At 72.5% G+C, this 19,019-nt stretch carries 18 protein-coding genes; 8 read left to right on the top strand and 10 right to left on the bottom strand.

All coding sequences use genetic code 11. From position 1 onward, the window contains the following. Nucleotides 1–65: 65 nt before the first annotated feature. The 3 genes from ACZ561_RS28065 (at nt 66) to ACZ561_RS28055 (ending at nt 2,582) form a co-directional block, all read left to right on the top strand. Nucleotides 66–542 carry a GNAT family N-acetyltransferase gene (locus ACZ561_RS28065; RefSeq protein WP_470999964.1) on the top strand — a complete coding sequence of 159 codons (477 nt, stop codon included), beginning with the start codon at nt 66–68 and terminating at the stop codon, nt 540–542. A gap of 62 nt (nt 543–604) precedes the next feature. Continuing rightward, the gene (locus ACZ561_RS28060; protein WP_470999962.1) at nt 605–1,303 is read left to right on the top strand and encodes a DsbA family oxidoreductase; all 699 of its coding nucleotides are present in this window, start codon (nt 605–607) and stop codon (nt 1,301–1,303) included. Between the two features lie 223 nt (nt 1,304–1,526). Further along, the gene (locus ACZ561_RS28055; RefSeq protein ID WP_470999960.1) at nt 1,527–2,582 is read left to right on the top strand and encodes an aminotransferase class V-fold PLP-dependent enzyme; all 1,056 of its coding nucleotides are present in this window, start codon (nt 1,527–1,529) and stop codon (nt 2,580–2,582) included. Nucleotides 2,583–2,808: 226 nt separating this feature from the next. Here ACZ561_RS28055 and ACZ561_RS28050 read toward each other — a convergent pair whose 3' ends face one another. Beyond that, the gene (locus ACZ561_RS28050; RefSeq protein ID WP_470999958.1) at nt 2,809–3,348 is read right to left on the bottom strand and encodes a MarR family winged helix-turn-helix transcriptional regulator; all 540 of its coding nucleotides are present in this window, start codon (nt 3,346–3,348) and stop codon (nt 2,809–2,811) included. A 125-nt stretch (nt 3,349–3,473) separates the two neighbouring features. On the opposite strand from ACZ561_RS28050, the gene ACZ561_RS28045 reads away from it, so the two are divergent. Next, nucleotides 3,474–4,541 carry an alkene reductase gene (locus ACZ561_RS28045; protein ID WP_470999956.1) on the top strand — a complete coding sequence of 356 codons (1,068 nt, stop codon included), beginning with the start codon at nt 3,474–3,476 and terminating at the stop codon, nt 4,539–4,541. Nucleotides 4,542–4,613: 72 nt separating this feature from the next. Here ACZ561_RS28045 and thpD read toward each other — a convergent pair whose 3' ends face one another. The 5 genes from thpD to ACZ561_RS28020 all read right to left on the bottom strand — a co-directional run bounded on the left by thpD (nt 4,614) and on the right by ACZ561_RS28020 (nt 9,241). Further along, complete coding sequence (thpD, locus tag ACZ561_RS28040; protein ID WP_470999954.1) at nt 4,614–5,486, bottom strand: ectoine hydroxylase; 873 nt, start codon at nt 5,484–5,486, stop codon at nt 4,614–4,616. A gap of 3 nt (nt 5,487–5,489) precedes the next feature. After that, a complete protein-coding gene (locus tag ACZ561_RS28035) occupies nt 5,490–5,888 on the bottom strand; it encodes an ectoine synthase (protein ID WP_376438572.1) in 399 nt (132 codons plus the stop codon). 41 nt (nt 5,889–5,929) lie between these two features. Beyond that, on the bottom strand, nt 5,930–7,198 hold the full coding sequence (gene ectB / locus ACZ561_RS28030) for a diaminobutyrate--2-oxoglutarate transaminase (protein WP_470999952.1): 1,269 nt from the start codon (nt 7,196–7,198) through the stop codon (nt 5,930–5,932). Next, nucleotides 7,195–7,722, bottom strand: coding sequence for a diaminobutyrate acetyltransferase (gene ectA, locus ACZ561_RS28025; protein WP_470999950.1), 528 nt, complete (start codon nt 7,720–7,722; stop codon nt 7,195–7,197). Before ectA ends, ectB begins: the two co-directional genes overlap by 4 nt. Nucleotides 7,723–8,134: 412 nt before the next feature. Then, nucleotides 8,135–9,241, bottom strand: a complete 1,107-nt coding sequence (locus ACZ561_RS28020; protein WP_471000385.1) for a pyridoxal-phosphate-dependent aminotransferase family protein — start codon at nt 9,239–9,241, stop codon at nt 8,135–8,137. Nucleotides 9,242–9,430: 189 nt separating this feature from the next. Here ACZ561_RS28020 and ACZ561_RS28015 point away from each other — a divergent pair, with 189 nt between their 5' ends. After that, complete coding sequence (locus tag ACZ561_RS28015; RefSeq protein WP_470999948.1) at nt 9,431–10,516, top strand: amidohydrolase family protein; 1,086 nt, start codon at nt 9,431–9,433, stop codon at nt 10,514–10,516. 55 nt (nt 10,517–10,571) lie between these two features. Here ACZ561_RS28015 and ACZ561_RS28010 read toward each other — a convergent pair whose 3' ends face one another. Together ACZ561_RS28010 and ACZ561_RS28005 are read right to left on the bottom strand one after the other, a co-directional pair. After that, the gene (locus ACZ561_RS28010; protein WP_470999946.1) at nt 10,572–11,165 is read right to left on the bottom strand and encodes a GNAT family N-acetyltransferase; all 594 of its coding nucleotides are present in this window, start codon (nt 11,163–11,165) and stop codon (nt 10,572–10,574) included. Beyond that, entirely contained in the window at nt 11,152–13,338 is a 2,187-nt protein-coding gene (locus ACZ561_RS28005) for a penicillin acylase family protein (protein WP_470999944.1), read from the bottom strand. The genes ACZ561_RS28010 and ACZ561_RS28005 overlap by 14 nt, the downstream gene beginning before the upstream one ends. A 79-nt stretch (nt 13,339–13,417) precedes the next feature. Here ACZ561_RS28005 and ACZ561_RS28000 point away from each other — a divergent pair, with 79 nt between their 5' ends. Then, nucleotides 13,418–14,137, top strand: coding sequence for a siderophore-interacting protein (locus ACZ561_RS28000; RefSeq protein WP_470999942.1), 720 nt, complete (start codon nt 13,418–13,420; stop codon nt 14,135–14,137). 303 nt (nt 14,138–14,440) lie between these two features. Further along, a complete protein-coding gene (locus ACZ561_RS27995; RefSeq protein WP_470999940.1) occupies nt 14,441–15,424 on the top strand; it encodes an SCO1860 family LAETG-anchored protein in 984 nt (327 codons plus the stop codon). 71 nt (nt 15,425–15,495) lie between these two features. On the opposite strand, the gene cobC is transcribed toward ACZ561_RS27995, so the two are convergent. Together cobC and ACZ561_RS27985 are read right to left on the bottom strand one after the other, a co-directional pair. Next, nucleotides 15,496–17,043 (bottom strand): Rv2231c family pyridoxal phosphate-dependent protein CobC, encoded by a 1,548-nt coding sequence (gene cobC, locus ACZ561_RS27990; RefSeq protein WP_470999938.1) that lies wholly within the window; start codon nt 17,041–17,043, stop codon nt 15,496–15,498. Further along, nucleotides 17,040–18,221 carry a bifunctional cobalt-precorrin-7 (C(5))-methyltransferase/cobalt-precorrin-6B (C(15))-methyltransferase gene (locus ACZ561_RS27985; protein WP_470999936.1) on the bottom strand — a complete coding sequence of 394 codons (1,182 nt, stop codon included), beginning with the start codon at nt 18,219–18,221 and terminating at the stop codon, nt 17,040–17,042. The genes cobC and ACZ561_RS27985 overlap by 4 nt, the downstream gene beginning before the upstream one ends. Before the next feature lie 68 nt (nt 18,222–18,289). Between ACZ561_RS27985 and ACZ561_RS27980 the strand changes: the two genes are divergently transcribed. Continuing rightward, nucleotides 18,290–19,018 (top strand): ZIP family metal transporter, encoded by a 729-nt coding sequence (locus tag ACZ561_RS27980; protein ID WP_470999934.1) that lies wholly within the window; start codon nt 18,290–18,292, stop codon nt 19,016–19,018. Nucleotide 19,019: the final 1 nt, after the last annotated feature.

The raw sequence follows: 19,019 nt of genomic DNA, 5'->3' as shown, positions 1-19,019 counted from the left end.
GCTTCGGTCGGCCCCGGCGGCCTCCCCGCGGCAACCGCCGTGCGGCCCCTCGCGTCCCCATTGTCATGATCAGAACTGCGACCCGCGACGACCTCGACGCCATCGCCGCCCTGCACCTGGAGGCCCGGTCCACCTACTACCGCGGCCACATTCCCGACATCGAGTTCGAGGGTCCGGAGGAGCTCGCCCGCTCCCGGGAGGGCTGGAGCCGGGCCGTGGAGCGCGGCACCGTGCTCTGTGCCGAACGTGACGGCCGGATGGTGGGCGTCGCCGCCTACGGCCGGGTCGACGGGGTCATGACACTGACCCAGCTCCACGTCCTGCCCACGCGGTGGCGCGCCGGGGTCGGCACCGCGCTCCACCGCGCCTGCCTGGAGATCTGGCGGTCCACAGGGGTCGAGACCGCCCGGCTCGAGGTCTTCGAGCGGAACGAGCGGGCCCAGGCCTTCTACGCCGCCCACGGCTGGACCCCGGACGCCGACGCCCCGCGCTCCGGCAACCACCTCGTGCTCCGCCTCACAGTGGGCCCCGCGACGGAATGATTCCGGCGCCCGGCGGTGTTCCCGCCACGGAACATCCCCCGACCCCGGAGAGAAGCAAGAACATGCGCGTCGAGATCTGGAGCGACATCGCCTGCCCGTGGTGCTACATCGGCAAGGCCCGCTTCGAGAAGGGGCTCGCGGACTTCGCCCACCGTGACGACATCGAGGTGGTGCACCGCTCCTTCGAGCTCGACCCGAACCGGCCCAAGGGTGACACCGCGCCGGTGATCGACATGCTGGCGAAGAAGTACGGCCGCACCCTGGACGAGGCCCGCGCCATGGAGGCCCATGTCGCCTCCAACGCGCACTCCGAGGGGCTCGAGTACCGCACCGAGGGCCGCGACCACGGCAACACCTTCGACATCCACCGCCTGCTCCACCTCGCCAAGGAGCGCGGCCGGCAGAACGAGCTGCTCGACCTCGCCTACCGCGCCAACTTCGCCGAGGAGCGCTCCGTCTTCGACACCGAGACCCTCGTACGGCTCGGAGTCGAGGCCGGTCTGGACGAGGCCGAGGTCCGGTCCGTGCTCGCCGACGAGAGCGCGTACGCGGACGCGGTACGGGCGGACGAGCGCGAGGCGGCCGAACTCGGCGCGAACGGCGTGCCGTTCTTCGTCCTCGACCGCCGCTACGGCATCTCCGGCGGGCAGCCCGCCGAGGTCTTCACCCAGGCCCTGGAACAGGCGTGGCAGGGCAGGGCGCTGCAGCCGATCGGTGGCGACGCCGCCGCGTGCGACGCCGACGGCACCTGCGAGGTCTGACCGACCCCGCCCTCCCTCGGAGCCCGGCCCCGGACGCGGACCGTCCGGGGCAGAGTCGTTCCCGGGGGCACGGGAATGCGGTCGGCCTCCGGTCGTCTTCGGCGGCGTGTGCACCGACTCCGCGCCACGACAGGCTTCTGACCTGCGCACATAAGCGGGGCTTGGCTTCTCCCCATGATCAAAGGCAATTGACGGCGGGTCGGAGGGACCCCAGGCTGGGGCCATGGATGCCATCGAACCCCTCGGCGGAGCCGAGTTCGCGCCGAAGCAGACGTATCTGAACACCTCCGTCTGCGCGCTGCTGCCGCGCCGCACCATCGAGGCGATCACCCTGCTCGCCGAGGAGACCGCGGACGGGAGGCCGGCGGGCGCCGGTGACTTCGAAATCGTCGCGGAGGCCCGCGCCACGTACGCCCGGCTCATGTCCGTCCATCCGGACCGGGTGGCCGTCGGCAGCTCGGTCTCCGTCCACATCGGAATGATCGCCCAGTCGATGCCGGCGGGGGCGGAGATCCTCTTCCCCGAGGGCGACTTCAGCTCCGTCATCACGCCGTTCGTGGTCCGCGGCGACCTCAAGACCCGCTTCGTCCCGCTGGAGCGGCTCGCCGAGTCCATCGGCCCCGAGACCCATCTCGTCGCCTTCTCCGCCGTGCAGTCCGCGGACGGCCGGACGGCCGACTTCACGGCGGTACGGGCCGCGGCGGCCGCGCACGGCGCCCGTACGCTCGTCGACGCCACGCAGTCGGCGGGCTGGCTGCCGCTGCGGGCGGGGGAGTGGGACTACACGGTGGCCGGCGGCTACAAGTTCCTGCTCTGCCCGCGCGGGGCGTCCTTCCTCACCGTCACCGAGGAGGCGCAGGACACCCTGGTCCCGATCCACGCGGGATGGGTGACGGGCGAGGAGCTGTGGGTCAACAGCTACGGACCGGTGCGCGAACTGGCCCGGTCGGCACGACGGTTCGACGAGCCGCCGGCCTTCCTCTCGTACCACGGGGCCGCTCGCTCGCTCGCCCTGCTCGAAGAGATCGGCATCGAGCGGATCGAGGCCCACAACAAGGCGCTCGCGGCCCGCTTCCGGGCGGGTCTCGTGGAACTGGGGCACGAGCCCGTTCCGGACGTCTCCGGTGTCGTCGGCATGCCGGGCCTCGGCGACCGCCAGTCCGCGCTCCGGGCGGCCGGCGTCCTGATGTCCGCCCGCGTGGGCTTCCTGCGGGCGTCCTTCCACCTCTACAACAGCGCGACGGACGTGGACCGCGCCCTGGACGTCCTGGCCGGTTGACGGCCGGCGCGCCGCGACCAGGGGGCGTCCGGCCGAGCATGGGCGGCTAGCCGGGCACCCCGGACGCCCCGGGGACCCCGGACACGCGGATGGGCCGGGCACCCCGGGTACCCCGGACACACGGATGGGCCGGACACACGGATGGGCCGGACACGCGGACGCCGCGGACGCCCCCGGCACCCGGACACCCCGGACGCCCCGGACGCCCCGGACGCCCCGGACACCCCTACGCCCCGCGTCCCGCCTTCGGCTCCGAGCAGTCGCCCAGCTCGGCGACGCCCGCCTCCGCGCACAGGTTTCCCTCGACCTTGCTCAGGAGCCGGGCGAGGTCGGCGCGTTCGGCCGGGGTGAGGCCGGCCAGGGCGTACTCCTCCAGGCCGGTCCAGACGTCCGCGACCCCCGACCGCAGCGCGCCGCCCTCGTCCGCGGCCGCGACGAGCACCGCGCGCCGGTCGGTGGGGTCCGGGCTGCGCCGCACATGCCCGCTCTGCTCCAGGCGCTGGAGCATCTTGGTGACCGTCGAGGCGTCGAGTCCCATCGCCTTGATCAGCTCGGACTGCCGGACCGGCCCGCGGTCCCACAGGCACATCATCAGGAACTCCTGGCCCGGGAAGAGCCCGACCTCCTTGAGCAGCCGGCCCGCGGCGATGCGGTGCAGCCGGGCCACCCGGGCGAGGGCGTGGCTCACCGGTCCGCCCTGTGCGGCGGTCGGCAGCGGGCCGCTACAGACGGGGTCCGACGGCGGCGCGGACGGGGACTCGGGCATCGCTGGCTCCTTGCGGCGGGCTTCTGCGGGGAGGCTTCCCAGATTACCTTGGTCGGCCAAGTAATGCGTTACAGTGGCGTCAGGCCAAATACTTGGCCGACCACATAAACGCCTCGGAGGCCGCCATGACCACCGCTTTCGATCCCATCGACCTTGCCGGCGCTCGGCTCGCCAACCGCATCGCGATGGCCCCGATGACCCGCAGCCGCGCCCACAACGAGGGCCGGACCCCGACCGCACTGGTGGCCGAGTACTACGCCCAGCGCGCCTCCGCGGGGCTGATCATCACCGAAGGCACGCAGCCCTCCGCCGTCGGCCAGGGCTACCCGAACACCCCCGGCCTGCACAGCGCCGAGCAGACGGCCGCCTGGCGCGAGGTCACCGACGCCGTCCACGCCCGCGGCGGCACGATCTTCGCCCAGCTCATGCACTCCGGCCGGATCGGCCACCCCGATCTCCTCGACGGCGAACTCCACCCCGTCGGCCCGTCCGCCGTCCGCCCCGACGGACAGCTCTACACGCTCGACGGCTTCAAGGACTTCGTCACCCCGCGCGAGCTGACCGCCGAGCAGGTGCGCGCCACCGTCGCCGATTTCGCGTCCGCCGCGCGCAACGCCGTCGCCGCCGGCTTCGACGGCGTCGAGATCCACGGGGCCAACGGCTACCTCGTCCACCAGTTCCTCGCCACCGGCTCCAACCACCGCACCGACGAGTGGGGCGGCTCCGTGGAGAACCGGATCAGGTTCGCCGTCGAGGTGGTCGAGGCCGTCGCCGCCGAGATCGGCCCCGAGCGCACCGGCCTGCGGATCTCCCCGGCCAACCCCTACAACGACATCACGGAGACCGGGTCGGAGGAGACGTACACCGCGCTGGTCGAGGCGATCGATCCGCTCGGCATCGCCTATCTGCACGTCACCGAGGCCGGCCCGGACATCCGCGAGCTGACGCTCACCCTGCGCAAGCGGTTCTCCGGCACGTTCGTCCTCAACCCGGCGACCGAGGGCCCGACAGGGGCCGAGTCGCTGGCCCTGATCGAGGACGGGACCGCGGACATGGTCGCGTACGGTCAGCTCTTCATCGCCAACCCCGACCTGCCGGCCCGGCTGAGGAACGACGGCCCGTACAACACTCCGGACCGCGCCTCCTTCTTCGGCGGCGACCACCGCGGCTACACCGACTACCCGGCGCTGTGAGGGACCCGCGGGGGCCCGCCAGGGCCCCCGCACCCCTCAGTCCTCACTCCGCACCGTTGAGCCCGTCCGCGTTCACCGCACCGGTGTGAAGTCCCGCGCCCCGACGAACTCCGGCCGCCGCACCGGCGCCGCGAACGGCTCCACCGCCGCGTTCTCCACGCTGTTGAAGACGATGAAGACGTTGCTGCGCGGGAACGGCGTGATGTTGTCGCCCGAACCGTGCATGGCGTTGCAGTCGAACCAGGTCGCCGAACCGGCCCGGCCCGTGAAGAGCCGGATGCCGTGCGCGTCCGCGAGCGAGGTCAGCGCCTCGTCCGACGGGGTGCCCGCGTCCTGCATCTGAAGCGAGCGCTTGTAGTTGTCCTTCGGGGTGGCTCCCTCGCAGCCGAGGAACGTCCGGTGCGAGCCCGGCATGATCATCAGGCCGCCGTTGGTGTCGTGGTTCTCGGTCAGCGCGATCGACACCGACACCGCCCGCATCCGCGGCAGCCCGTCCTCCGCGTGCCAGGTCTCGAAGTCCGAGTGCCAGTAGAAACCGGACGCGCCGAAGCCCGGCTTCACATTGATCCGCGACTGGTGGACGTACACGTCCGACCCCAGGATCTCGCGGGCCCGGCCGACCACCCGCTCGTCGCGCACGAGCCGGGCGAAGACCTCGCTGATCCGGTGGACCTCGAAGACCGACCGTACGGAGGCCGACTTCGGCTCGACGATCGCGCGCGGGTCGGCCCGTACGGCCGGATCGGCGATCAGCCGGTCCAGCTCCCGCTTGTACACGGCGACCTCGTCGTCGGTCAGCAGATCGGGCTGGGCGAGGAAGCCGTCGCGGTCGAAGGTCTCCAGGCCCGGCGCGTCGCTCCACACCACCGGGTCACGGCGGGGAGTCAGCACCTCGGTGGCGCCGCGGGTCGGGTACAGGTCGGTGCCCGTCAGCACGTCGGTCATGGTTCAGCCCTCCTCCGTCAGCAGGGGGTAGACCCCGTTCTCGTCGTGGTCCTCCCGGCCGGTGACCGGCGGGTTGAAGACGCAGACACAACGGAAGTCGGTCTTGGGGCGCAGGGTGTGCCGCTCGTGGCCGTCGAGCAGATACATCGTGCCCGGCTCGATCCAGTGCGCCTCGCCGGTCTCGTCGTTCGTCAGCTCGGCCTCGCCCTCGACACACAGGACGGCCTCGATGTGGTTCGCGTACCACATGGACGTCTCGGTGCCCGCGTACAGCACGGTCTCGTGGAGCGAGAAACCGACGCGCTCCTTGGCGAGGACGATCCGCTTGCTCTCCCAGGTGCCGGACGCGGCCCGCACATGGCGTTCGGTGTTCTCGATGTCCTTGAACGATCGGACGATCACGGTGGTGCAACTCCCTTACGTCTAGGGGTGGTACGGGTGGTTCAGACGGTCTCGCGGACCGCTCGGGACAGCGTGCGCAGCCCCTCGTCCAGCTCCTCGGGGGAGATGGTCAGCGGCGGGAGGAGCTTCACGACCTGGCTCTCCGGGCCCGAGGTCTCGAGCAGCAGCCCCAGCTCGAAGGCGCGCGCGCAGACCTTCGACGCCCGCGCCCGGTCGGCGAACTCCAGACCCCACACCAGGCCTCGGCCGCGGTAGTGCGCGCCGTCGGCGGAGTTCTCCTCGCAGAGGGCGAGGAGCGCCTGCTCGACCTGTTCGCCCCGCGCGAGGGTCTGCTTCTCCATCTGGCCGTCGGCCCAGTACGTGTCGAGGGCGGCGGCCGCCGTGACGAAGGCCGGGTTGTTGCCGCGGAAGGTGCCGTTGTGCTCGCCCGGCTCCCACACGTCCAGCTCCGGCCGGAACAGGCACAGCGACATGGGCAGCCCGTAACCGCTGATCGACTTCGACAGCGTGACGATGTCCGGGGTGATGCCGGCTTCCTCGAAGGAGAAGAAGGCGCCCGTGCGGCCGCAGCCCATCTGGATGTCGTCGACGATCAGCAGCATGTCCTGCCGCCGGCACAGGTCGGCGAGCGCCCGCAGCCACTCGGGCCGGGCCACGTTGATGCCGCCCTCGCCCTGCACCGTCTCCACGATCACGGCGGCGGGCTTGTTCAACCCGGAGCCCTGGTCGTCGAGCAGCCGCTCGAACCAGAGGAAGTCGGGCAGCTGACCGTCGAGGTACTGGTCGAACGGCATCGGAGTGCCGTGCACCAGCGGAATGCCCGCACCGGCCCGCTTGAAGGCGTTACCGGTGACGGCGAGCGAACCCAGCGACATTCCGTGGAACGCGTTGGTGAAGGACACGACCGACTCGCGGCCCTTGACCTTCCGGGCCAGTTTCAGCGCGGCCTCCACGGCGTTGGTGCCGGTCGGCCCCGGGAACATCACCTTGTACGGCAGCGAGCGCGGTCGCAGCACGACTTCCTCGAAGGACTCCAGGAAGGTCCGTTTGGCGGTGGTCGCCATGTCGAGACCGTGGGTGATCCCGTCGTGTTCCAGATAGTCGATCAGGGCCCGTTTCAGTACGGGGTTGTTGTGGCCGTAGTTGAGCGAGCCGGCGCCTGCGAAGAAGTCCAGGTACGTGTGGCCGTCCTCGTCGGTGAGTCGCGCGCCCTGCGCGCGGTCGAAGACGGTGGGCCAGCCGCGGCAGTAGCTGCGCACCTCCGACTCCAGGGTCTCGAAAACACTGAGGGCGGGCGGGGTGATGGTCACAGCGAAGCTCCGGTGTGGGGGAAGGGGCCGATGCGGTGCAGTACTTCGGGCAGATGGCCGGCACCGTCGGACGTGTCGGGGAACAGGCCCCCGTCGAAGAGGACCTCGCGCTCCAGGGGGAGCCCGTGCCGTACGGCGAAGGCGGTGAAGAGCCGGCCGGAGGCCGTGTTGTCGGGGGTGACGGTCGTCTCGACGGCGGTGGGGGCGACCCGCGAGGCGAGCGCGTCGAGCAGCACGCCGGCCAGGCCCCGGCCGCGGTGCTCCGCGTCGACGGCGATCTGCCAGACGACGAGGGTGCCCGGGCGGTCCGGGCGCAGATATCCGGTGACGAAGGCGACCGGCTCGCCGTCGGCGGCGCGCGCGACCAGCGAGGTGGCGGCGAAGTCACGGCACCACAGCAGATAGCTGTACGGGGAGTTCAGGTCCAGGACCTCGGAATCGCGGGCGATGCGCCACATCGCCGCTCCGTCCTCCACGCGTGGGCTTTCCAGAGACAGGGTCATGGCTGCTTGTGCTGCGGTCATAGCGAGGGAATTTACCGAGCAATTTCGTGGATTGCATGTGCGAGTGGGGTGTGCGGGTGCTGCCGGGTGTGTTATCCGCGCGGGCGCGAATTGCGGCCGTTTTGCCCGTATATTTCTGAGCAAAACGGGCGCGATGTGGAGTCGATCACAGGACCGGAATGTGGGAGGAATGTTGATGAGATCTTGGCGTTTGAGGTCGGGGAATCCGGGCAGAAGAACTGCGGAAGGTATACGGGAATTCGCTTGAAGAATCTTCCCCTGGAATTCGTATCGGTATTTCCGTGGCATTCGCGGGAATGCGGTCCTCGCGGGCTGATGGTGTGGGCGGTGGTGCGGGCATACGAAAGCGGGCGGGGCCCGTAGGCCCCGCCCGCCTTCCGCGTACCGCCCAGGCCCTCCGGGGCCCGGGGTCCTAGTGGGTGCCCCACGCCTCCGTGACCGCGCGGCGGGCGGCCTCCAGGTCCACCGGGCGGCCCGTCTCGCCGAGGGCGGCGCCCAGCGCCGCCACTGAGGACTGGACCGCGCCCGGCGTCGCGTCCACGCCGTAGTGGTTGACCCGGATCATCTCCTTCGCCAGCGCCCCGCCGCCGGCGATCAGCGGCAGCGACGGGTCGGCCGCCAGCGCCTTCGCGACCAGCTCCGAGGCGTCGACGCCCGCAGGGGAACGCAGCGTCGTCGCGACCGGGGCCGCGTCCTTCGCGTCACGGACGTACGGCTCGAGACCGCCGCCCAGGGCCAAGGCGCCCGCGCGGGTCGCGGCGGCCGCGGCGGAGTGACGGGCCATCAGCGCGTCCAGGCCCTCGGCCTCGATCCGCTCCACGCACGCCTCCAGAGCCAGCATCTCCAGCTGCGCCGGAGCGTGCAGCAGCGCCTTGCGGCCACCATCGATCCAGCGCTCCTTCCAGTCCAGGAGGGAGAGGTACGAACGGCGCGGCGCCTGCGGGTTGGCGGCGAAACGCTCCCACGCGCGCTCGCTGACGGAGACCGCCGAGACCCCGGCCGGACCGCCCATCGCCTTCTGTGCGCCGATGATGCACATGTCGACGCCCCACGCGTCCGGCAGCACCGGCTCTGCGCCGATCGACGCCACCGCGTCCAGATAGAACAAGGCACCGTGCGCCCGTACGACCGCGCCGATCTCGGCGACCGGATTGGTGTTGCCCGTCGCCGCCTCCGCGTGGACCAGGGACACGAAGTCGATCTCCGGGTGCTCCGCCAGCGCCTGCTCCACCTGCGCGGCAGTCACCGCCGTGTGGAAGGGCACCTCGAGGTCCACGACCGTGGCGCCGCAGTCGCGCAGCCAGTTGCCGAAGGTCTGGCCGTACGGCCCGGTGACGATGTTCAGCGCCGTCGAGCCGGGCCGGGCCCCGCTGCGGATGCACCCCTCCAGGGGCAGCAGCGCCTCGCCCTGGGTGATCACCACGTCCTGCTCGGTCGAGAGGAGGGCGGCGACCCGCCGCTCGATGGACACGAAGTGCGCGGCGGTCAGCGGGGCCAGGTCCAGAAGCGGGTGTGTCACGGTCACGGCGGTGCCTTCTTCGGATCGGTTCGGTGCTGGTGGAGCCGGGGCCCTCCGGACGGATCCGGGGAAGGCCGAGCGTCGGTTCAGGGTACCGAGCGGCCCTCCCGCCCCTCGTGTCCGCTTCGGTGCGGCGATCGGCGAACGACCACCGTCCGAGCGGCCGCCCGCCCCTCGTAGAGTGCAGATATGAGCGATCACGTGGTGCTGCATGTGAAGGGGCGGGTGCTCGTCGGCCCGGAGGACGTACGGGACGAGCTGTGGGCCGTCGACGGGCGGATCACGTACACCCGGCCGTCCGGCGACGCGCTGACCGTGGAGGGCTGGGCCCTGCCGGGGCTCGTCGACGCGCACTGCCATGTCGGCCTGGACCAGCACGGCCCGGTCGACGACATCACCAGCGAGAAGCAGGCGCTCACCGACCGCGACGCGGGCACGCTCCTGATCCGGGACGCCGGCTCGCCCTCCGACACGCGCTGGATCGACGAGCGCGAGGACCTGCCGAAGATCATCCGTGCGGGCCGCCACATCGCCAGGACCCGCCGCTACATCCGCAACTACGCCCATGAGATCGAGCCCCCGGAGCTGGTCGCGTACGTGGCGCAGGAGGCCCGGCGCGGCGACGGCTGGGTCAAGCTCGTCGGCGACTGGCTCGACCGGGACGCGGGCGATCTGGGTGCCTGCTGGCCCCGCGCCGAGGTCGAGGCGGCGATCGCCGAGGCCCACCGGCTCGGGGCACGGGTCACCGCGCACTGTTTCGCGGAGGACTCGCTGCGGGACCTGGTGGAGGCGGGCATCGACTGCATCGAGCACGCCACCGGACTCACCGAGGAGACGATCCCGCTCTTCGCCGAGCGGGGCGTCGCGATCGTCCCGACGCTCGTCAACATCGCCACGTTCCCGAAGCTCGCGGAAGGCGGCGAGAAGAAGTTCCCGCGCTGGTCGGCGCATATGCGACGGCTGTACGAGCGCCGGTACGACACGGTCCGCTCGGCGTACGACGCGGGCGTCCCGGTCTTCGTCGGCACGGACGCCGGCGGCTCCCTGGCCCACGGCCTGGTCGCGGCCGAGGTCGAGGAACTGGTGAAGGCCGGCATCCCCCCGCTGGAGGCCCTCTCGGCGACGGCCTGGGGCGCGCGCGCCTGGCTGGGCCGCCCCTCCCTGGAGGAGGGCGCCCCGGCGGACCTGGTCGTCTACGAGCAGGATCCGAGGGCGGACGTCCGCGTGCTCGCGGCGCCTCGGCGGGTCGTCGTGAACGGCCGCGTGATCGGCTGAGGCGGGGGTGTACGTGGGGCCCGGTGCCGGTCGCACCGGGCCCGTACCCACTCCGTCAGCGGGTCAGGAAGGCGAGCCGCGCCTTCTTCTCCGGGATGAAGACCTCCGGGAGGTCCACCTCCGGCAGGACGACCTCGGGGCCCAGCTCGAACCCGGCGCGCACCAGCCGGGCGATCGCCTTCTCGTTGTCGGCGTCCGGCTCGGCGACGGCGCGCGTGCGGCCGGTCATGGCGAAGTCGTTCAGCGCGACGAACAGCTTGGCGGAGAAGCCGGGTTCGGGGGTGGCGGCCGGGGCGATCAGGATGTGCACCCCGATGTCGCCGGGCTGCACCTCGTAGCACTCGCTGACCCGGTCGGCCTCGGGCTCGTACGTCTGGAAGAGCGCCACCGGCTCGCCGTCGCGGCGGACCAGGAAGCCGTGGTGCGTGGTGAGCGAGTCGAGGTGCGCGTAGATGTCCCGCACCTGGTCGACGGTCGTCCCGCCCATGCCCCAGAACCGGGCGCGGTCCTCGTTGACCCAGCCGTGGACGAGGGCGGCGTCGGCGTCCGGGTCGACGGGGTCGATCCGGACGGTGCCGAAGCCCTCGACGGTCTGGAGGTGGGCCGGCTGTCTGGACTGTACGGGCTGTCCGGACTCAGTGGTCGTCACGGGGGAACTCCTTGGTGAGGTGGTGCCAGTCGGTGGTGACGGGGGCGAGTTCGCCCCGGAGCCACAGGGGGAGTTGGTCTCGGTGGTGGGCCTCACCGGCGACGCCGGAGGCGCCGAACGGCACGACCCAGAGGCTGTTGTCGCGGTCGGCGAGGTCCCAGACGTAGCGTGCGGCCGAGGCGCGTCCGCTGCGGTCGGTGAACCCGGGCACGCTGGACGTGGACAGCACGCAGTCGTGGTCGCCTCCGAGGCCCGGCCACTGCGCGTCGGCCGCCTCGGCGTCGGTGTCGGGCAGCGCCTGCCACGGCGCGAGCCGGTGCGTCACGCCCCAGGCGGGCGGCTCCTCCCCGGAGGCGACCTCTTCCAGGGCCGCCCGGACGATCTCCGCGATGTCCGCGGCCGGTACGGGCCCGGCGGCGAGGAGCGTCTCCAGGGCGAAGGCCACGCGCGGCCCGAGCGCGAGCCACGGCTGGAACACCGCGGGATGCGCGGCGGGCTCCCGCAGCGCCGTGAACGCCGGGTGCCCGGCGACCCGCCGCACCACAGCCCCGCGCACGGCGGCGTACAGCCCGGCGTCGACGCTCTCCGCGTCCATCCGCCGGTCCCAGTCGAGCAGCCGCGCGCGGACGGCGAGCGCGTCGGGGGAGAGCGGACCGGACGCGGGGGCGTCGGGGGAGCCCACGGCGCGTACCGCCTCCAGCAGGCGCGCCGCCGAGGGATTGTCGGTGTCCGTGTGGACGGAGGTCATCGCCTCCGGGGTCCAGGTCTTCGAGCCGTCGAGCAGCGCGGCGATCCGCTCCGCCCGGTGCCGCGGGGCGAACTCCGCGCCCAGAGGGGCCGCGATCCCGCGCGCGTTGGCCATGACGGCGTGGCCCTCGACGTCCGCGCGGGGCGTCGGGGCCTGCTCGCCGTCCTGCCAGGCGTGGGCGGCCTCCCAGGCCGGGACGACCCGGAGGGAGTTGGCGCGGTCGCGTACGGGGACGTACCCGGCGACCCGGTGCAGCAGGCCGCCGTCCACGTCCGCCGCCTGGAGGACGTTGACCGGCTCGATCCAGCCGTCGACCGCGCGGTCCACGTCCGCGACGGTACGGGCGGCGAGCAGCGCGGGCAGGACGCCGAAGCCCAGCTCGCCGGTCACCCTCGGCGGGTACCGCAGACTGATCGCCTCCCAGGAGCCGGGGCCGGAGCCGGTGGTGTCGGAGCCCGAGCCGCCGGCGCCGGAGTCCGAGTCCGCACCGCTCCCGTCGCCCGCACCGCTCCCGCCGTCCGCGCCGATGATCACCGGCCCGCGTGCCGTCTCGATCACCTCGATCTCGACCGGCTCCGCGCCCGCGACCTCCACCGTCTCGACGTGTGCCGTCGCCGTTCGCCAGCCCTCCGGGCCGAGGGCCTCGACGCCGCCGTCCGCGGTCCGCCGCAGCCGTTCCCGGTACAGGTCCTGGTAGTCGGCCATCGCGTTGGTGATCGCCCAGGCCACCCGCCCCGCGTGCCCGAAGTGGGGCAGGCCCGGGACGCCCGGTACGGCGAAGCCCACCACGTCGAACTCGGGGCAGGCCAGCCGGATCTGCTGATAGACCCCGGGCGCCTCGATGAAGCGGTGCGGATCGCCCGCCACGATCGCCGCGCCGCTCGCCGTGCGGTCGCCGGACACCACCCAGCCGTTGGAGCCGGCCGTTCCCGGCCCGTCCGTGGCGAACAGCTCGGTCCACTCCTCGCCGAGCCGGCGCGCGACCTCCTCCCGCCACAGCTTGGTGGGCATCCCCGCGAAGAGGATGTGGGTGGCGAGCCAGACCGCGAGGGGCGTCCAGGGCTCCCAGCGCCCGGGCGTGAGCCCCGTCCGAGCGAACTCGGGTGCCCGGGCGGCGCCTTCCGGCAGGCCCGCGTTGACCCCGTCCACGTACGCCCGGACCCACCGCGCCGTCGCGGCGTCGAGCCGGTCGAAGCAGCGGCGCGCGGTGTCGGCGAGCCGGGCCCGCCGTACGAAGGTGTCCCAGCCGGTCTCACCCGTGCCGAGGAACGAGGCCGTGGTGCCCTGTGCCCGGTGCCGCTCGACCTCCAGCTGCCAGGCGCGGTCCACCGCGGTCACCCGCCCCTGGGCGAAGGACAGTTCGTCGGGATCGGCGGCCCGCAGGTGTGGAATGCCCCAGTTGTCCCGGTAGACCTCGACGCTCAATCCGATCCCGATCCCATCCGTGTTTCTTAGGTTAGGCTGACCTAAATTAATCTACAGCTTCGCAGGGGAGGAGAGTGCGGTGGGGCATGGCTGGGAGGGTGTCGTCCTCAAACTGTTCCGGGGTCGGGACTTCACATTCACGGTGACGGGGGCCGAGCAGGTCACCGAGCACTACCGCCGGGTGCACATGACGGACGGCGGACTCCTCGCCGCGGCCGGTGTCCATCCGACGATGTGGGTACGGCTCTGGTTCGAAAACGCGGGCAAGCCGCACCAGCGGGCCTACACCCTGGTCGACCCGGACGCGGAGGCCGGAACCTTCAGTCTGGAGTTCGCCCTCCATGAGGGCGCCGCCAGCGACTGGGCCCGCGCCTGCGCCCCCGGCGACACCATCGAGGCGACCCTGCAGGGCACCGGGTTCACCGCCCCCGAGCCCCGCCCCGAGCGGCTGCTCGTGATCGGTGACCCGGCCTCGCTGCCCGCCATCAACTCCCTCCTCGACTCGTCGCCCGACGTTCCCGCCACGCTCTGGTTCGAGACCTCCCACGGCGCCGACGAGGAACTGCCGCTGCGCCTCGACGCCGACCGGCACGACGTCCGCCGGGTGCCGCGGCAGGGCGGCGGCGCGGCGCTCGTCGAGCGCGTGCGGGCCGAGCTGCCGGAGCTGCTCGGGAGCGACCCGTACGTCTGGATCGCCTGTGACACGGCGACCACCCGCACGCTCGCCACGTACGTACGCAAAGAGCTCGCGCTCCCCAAGGAGCGGGTGCACTCACTCGGCTACTGGCGCGCCACCTGAGCGAGGCCCCCGGTGATGCGTCGGGTTGACGATCCGTTACCCGGCGACGGCGCACCTCGTTGAAGCACTTGCTGCGCGCGCCCGCGCACTGTGCAACGCGCGGGGCGCGCGGGAACGCGTGTGCCGAAAGAATCGAATATGGGCGCGGAAACCCCCCTTTGGAGTGAACTCACGTCAGGTGTCTGTCGGTTCACTCTCAGTGCGTAAAGATTCCGGTGTCTCAAGTCGCCGACGCCGCGCCGACCCCGTGTCCCCGTGGTGAGCGGCCGGCGACGCCATGTCTCTTGTGGGGGTTCCACCATCTTGAACAGCAACACCTTCCGCATGCCTGTTCGCCGTACCGCGGTCGCCGCGACCGTCGCCGCGCTGGCCGTCGGGCCCGCGGTCCTCCTGGCCCCCGCGGCGCACGCCACGGGCGGCGAAGGGCGCGCGACCGCCGTCGTCCTGCGGGCCGGCCTCGACGTCTCCCTGCTCAACAAGGCGGTGGACGTGCCGCTGCGGACCTCCCTCAACGAGGTCAAGGCGCCGGAGAGCGAGAACAAGACCGCGCTGACCGTGAAGGTGGAGGGCGCCGAGAACGGCAAGCCGATCAGCATCCTGCGGGCGGACGTCGCCACCTCGACGGCCACGGTGGAGAAGAACAAGGCCGAGGGGCATGTGAACCTGGTCAAGGCGCGGGTCCATGTCCCCGGCATCCGGGCGCTCTCCCTGATCGAGGTCCAGAAGGTCACGGCCGACGCCGTCTGCGAGACGGGCAAGAAGCCCGTCGCCGAGGCCAACGTCCTCGGGCACGTGACGGTCTTCGGCAAGAAGACCACCCTGTCGACGGCCGGGCAGACCAAGGTCTCCGTGCCGGGCGTCGGTGACGTGACCCTCGACCTGTCCCGTACGTCCACCACCTCGCGCACCGCGGCCGCGACGGCGCTGGAGCTGAAGGTGGAGGTCAACCCGCTGAAGCTGGGGGTGGCCGAGGTCAACGGCGTGGTGACGCTCGCGGAGGCGACCTGCGAGACGCCGAAGGGCACGAAGCCCACCGACGAGCCCACCGACAAGCCGACCGAGAAGCCCACGGAGCAGCCGAGCGAGCAGCCCTCCAAGGAGCCCTCGGCGGAGCCCACCGACGCCGTTGGCGTGAAGACCCAGAACGGCGGATCCGGCCCGGCCGGTCAGAACCTCGCCGCGACCGGTGGCAGCTCGACGACCCCGTACCTGGCGGGCGGCGCCGTCGTCCTGCTCGCCCTGGGCGCCGGCGCCTTCGTCCTGGCACGCAGCCGCGCCCGCGGCTGACCGACCCGAGGGGGGCCTCAGGGGGAACGCGTGCGGAGGGCGGTGGTGACGACACCGCCCTCCCCGCGCGCTCAGCCCGTGATCAGCAGAGCCTGGTCCAGGGCCTGCAGGAAACGGTTCGTCGTGACCCGGTCCCGGACCGCGAGCCGGAGCCAGTTCCGGTCCAGACCCGGGAAGGTGTCGCCGCGCCGCGCCGCGAAGCCCAGGGCCCGCAGCCGCTCCCGCACCTCGTCCGCGCGATGGACCCGGATCAGGACGAACGGGCCCTCCGCCGCGGCGACCGCCCGGACCTCGTCGAACTCCGCGAGCCCCGCCAGCAGATGCGCGCGCTCCACCCCGATCCGGTGCGCCGCGAACTCCGCCTCCGCGAGCGCAGCCCGCGACATGCAGGCCTCCGCGGCCACCAGCGCCGGAGTGGACACCGGCCACAACGGCTGCGCCGCGGCGAGGGTCTCGATCGTCTCCGGCTGTGCGAGTACGTAGCCGATCCGCAGGCCGGCGAGGCCCCAGGTCTTCGTGAGGCTCCGCAGCACCACCAGACCCGGCACGTCCGTCCGCCCGGCCAGCGACTCCTGCTCGCCCGGCACCGCGTCCATGAACGCCTCGTCCACCACCAGTGTCCGGCCGGGGCGCGCCAGCGAAGCGATCGTCTCCGCCGGGTGCAGCACCGACGTCGGGTTCGTCGGGTTCCCGATCACCACCAGGTCCGCGTCGTCCGGAACGGCCGCGGGATCGAGCCGGAAGCCCTCCTCCTCCCGCAGCAGCACCCGGCCCACCTCGTGCCCGGCGTCCCGCAGCGCCGCCTCCGGCTCGGTGAACTGCGGATGCACCACGACCGGCCGCCGCACCGGCAGCGCCCGGGCGAGGAGGACGAACGCCTCCGCTGCCCCGGCCGTGAGCAGCACCCGCCCGGCCGGCACATCGTGGCGCTCGGCGACGGCGGCCCGCGCCGCCCGCCCGTCCGGATAGTGCGCCAGGCCGGTGAGGGAGTCGGCGATCCGCCGGCGCAGCCACTCCGGCGGCGTGTTCGTGCGGACGTTGACCGCGAGGTCGATCAGCTTCTCGTCCCGTACCTCTGCGTCACCGTGGTGACGCAGATCGTGGACGTCAGTGTGCGCGTGGATATCCATGGCCGCCGTCGGGTGGTGAGTGGGGGGTGTACGGGGCTCCGTCTGACCAGCGATGTACCCCTGTCCCTGGGGCAACAACCGTGCGGCGGAGGCATCTTCGTTCGGGCGAAACGGGAGAGAACGGGCGATAGCGCACGTCACGCGCCTCGATTTCCGCTTCGGCACGAGGAGTTCGGCCCCGGGACCCGCCGCGAGCAACGCCGCGGCCTCCGCCACCGACCCCGTCCCCGTCGCCGCCAGCGGAGCCCGGGACGGATGCGGTACGGACACGGCGGCCAGCGCCTCCGCCCCGTACGCCCGCAGGGGCACGCCGAGCCGTCCGGCCGCGCCCACGATCCCCGGCTCCGCAGCCCGTGCCTCCAGCGTGGCGAGCACCGTCACGTCCGAACCCGCGAGACCCGCCTCCCGCAGCGCCTCCGCGACCAGATCGAGGATCTCGTCCACCGACACCCCCGAGCGGGCCCCGACCCCCACCGTCGCCCCGCTCACCGCGTACCCCACACCAGGAACACCGGCGCCGCCGGCGCCATCGTCGAGGAGCCGTCCGGCAGTGTGAGCAGCCGCTGGGACTGCAGCAGCACCCCCTCGGCCTCGAAACCGCAGCACGCCAGCGCCGAGCGGACCGCGGCCACCTGCTCCAGAGCCGTCACCGCCACCACCACAGCCCGCCGAGCCCGCCGGGCCGCCGTCAGCACGATCGACCTCAGCTCGCTGCCGGCGGCACCGATGAACACCCCGTCCGGATCCGCCAGATGGGACAGCACCGTCGGCGCCGCGCCGTGCACCGCCCGCACCTCCACGCCGTGCGCGGCCGTGTTCGCCCGGATCCGTTCGACACCGGACGCCGTCTTCTCCACCGCGACCACCGCCGCGCCGAGCCGGGCGCATTCGACCGCGACCGAGCCGCAGCCCGTACCGATGTCCCAGATCAGATCCCCGGCCCGCGGCCCGAGCCGCGCGAGCGCCAGCGCCCGCGCCTCGTACGGCAGCACGGACCCGCCGTCGACGCCGTCCGCCCCGAACTCCTCATCCGGCAGCGCCCAGCGGCCCGGCCCCGTCAGCGGCCCCGTCACCACCGGAGGAGGCCCTTCCACCCGCGACTCGTCGAGACACAGCACCAGGCTCACCCCCTCCCAGCTCCGGCACATCGCCTCCGCCGGCTCCACCCGCTCGAACCGCTCACGGAACGGATCGCCCAGCGCCGAGAACACCACCAGCGTCCGCGACGCCACCCGGTGCACCAGCTCCGCGCCCAGCTCCGCCGGGCCCACCCCGGGCCCGGGCAGCACCGCCACCTTGGGATGGGCCCGGCACACGTTCACGGCCCGGTTCAGCGCATGGCCGCGCACCTCCGCGCCGTCCACCACGAAGGCGTCGTCCCACGGCAGACCGAGGCGCGCGAACGCCAGCCCCACCGCCGTCGGCCCGGGCCGCACCTCGAGCTCCGCGGCGCCGAAGCGCTCCTCCAACGTGCGTACGACCCCGAAGAATCCGGGATCTCCCAGCACTCGCACGACCACCCGTGTCCCGCCCCCGGCCACATGCTTCTCGACCAGGTCGATTTCCGTGTCCGTCAACTCGTCGCCCCGCACGTCCACCACCAGGGCCGCCTCGCCCGCCCAGGAGCCCGCGTCGGCTCCCGCACTGCTCCCGATCACCGTGATCACGCGACCAGCCTCCCCACGCCGGCCCTTGTGATGTGCGCGAGACGCTCACGATCCGATAGCAAGGGCGCATGGCCGTTTTCGTCGCGCTCGGCGCGTTCCTCATGACGCTCTTCGGCGGATGGACCGCGCAGCGCGTCACCGACCGGCGTCACCTCGTCCTCGGCCTCGCCGGCGGCCTGATGCTGGGCGTCGTCGGCCTCGACCTGCTGCCCGAGGCCATGGAGGCCTCGGGCGAGAAGGTCTTCGGTGTGCCGCAGGCCCTGCTGCTCTTCGTGGGCGGCTTCCTCCTCGCCCACGTCGTGGAACGTCTCCTTGCGGTCCGTCAGGCCGCGCACGGGGTCGGTGCCGACGAGAGGGTGCCCCAGGTCGGACTGACCGCGGCCACCGCGATGGTGGTCCACAGCCTCATGGACGGCATCGCGCTCGGCGCCGCCTTCCAGGTCGGCGGAGGCATGGGCGCCGCCGTCGCGCTCGCCGTCATCAGCCACGACTTCGCCGACGGGTTCAACACGTACACGATCACCAGCCTGTACGGGAACGCCCGTCGCAAGGCGATCACGATGCTCGTCCTCGACGCGCTCGCACCCATCGTCGGTGCCGCGTCCACCCTGCTGTTCACCCTTCCGGAGGAACTGCTCGGCAGCTATCTCGGATTCTTCGGCGGCGCGCTGCTCTACCTCGCCGCCGCCGAGATCCTTCCCGAGGCCCACCACGAACACCGGGCCCGCTCCACCCTGTTGTGCACGGTGGCGGGCGTGGCCTTCATCTGGCTCGTGGTGGGCGTCTCCGGCGGCTGAT

The sequence above is a fragment of the Streptomyces sp. NPDC039609 genome (genome assembly GCF_055596705.1).
This window is presented reverse-complemented; position numbering and strand designations above follow the sequence as displayed.

Excerpts from the sequence above, each read along its gene's own strand:
- ACZ561_RS28055 (WP_470999960.1), top strand. The coding sequence starts at position 1,527 with ATGGATGCCATCGAACCCCTCGGCGGAGCCGAGTTCGCGCCGAAGCAG.
- ACZ561_RS27980 (WP_470999934.1), top strand. The coding sequence starts at position 18,290 with ATGGCCGTTTTCGTCGCGCTCGGCGCGTTCCTCATGACGCTCTTCGGC.
- ectA (WP_470999950.1), bottom strand. The coding sequence starts at position 7,722 with ATGACCGCAGCACAAGCAGCCATGACCCTGTCTCTGGAAAGCCCACGC.
- ACZ561_RS28050 (WP_470999958.1), bottom strand. The coding sequence starts at position 3,348 with ATGCCCGAGTCCCCGTCCGCGCCGCCGTCGGACCCCGTCTGTAGCGGC.
- ACZ561_RS28065 (WP_470999964.1), top strand. The coding sequence starts at position 66 with ATGATCAGAACTGCGACCCGCGACGACCTCGACGCCATCGCCGCCCTG.
- thpD (WP_470999954.1), bottom strand. The coding sequence starts at position 5,486 with ATGACCGACGTGCTGACGGGCACCGACCTGTACCCGACCCGCGGCGCC.
- ACZ561_RS28045 (WP_470999956.1), top strand. The coding sequence starts at position 3,474 with ATGACCACCGCTTTCGATCCCATCGACCTTGCCGGCGCTCGGCTCGCC.
- ACZ561_RS28015 (WP_470999948.1), top strand. The coding sequence starts at position 9,431 with ATGAGCGATCACGTGGTGCTGCATGTGAAGGGGCGGGTGCTCGTCGGC.
- ACZ561_RS28060 (WP_470999962.1), top strand. The coding sequence starts at position 605 with ATGCGCGTCGAGATCTGGAGCGACATCGCCTGCCCGTGGTGCTACATC.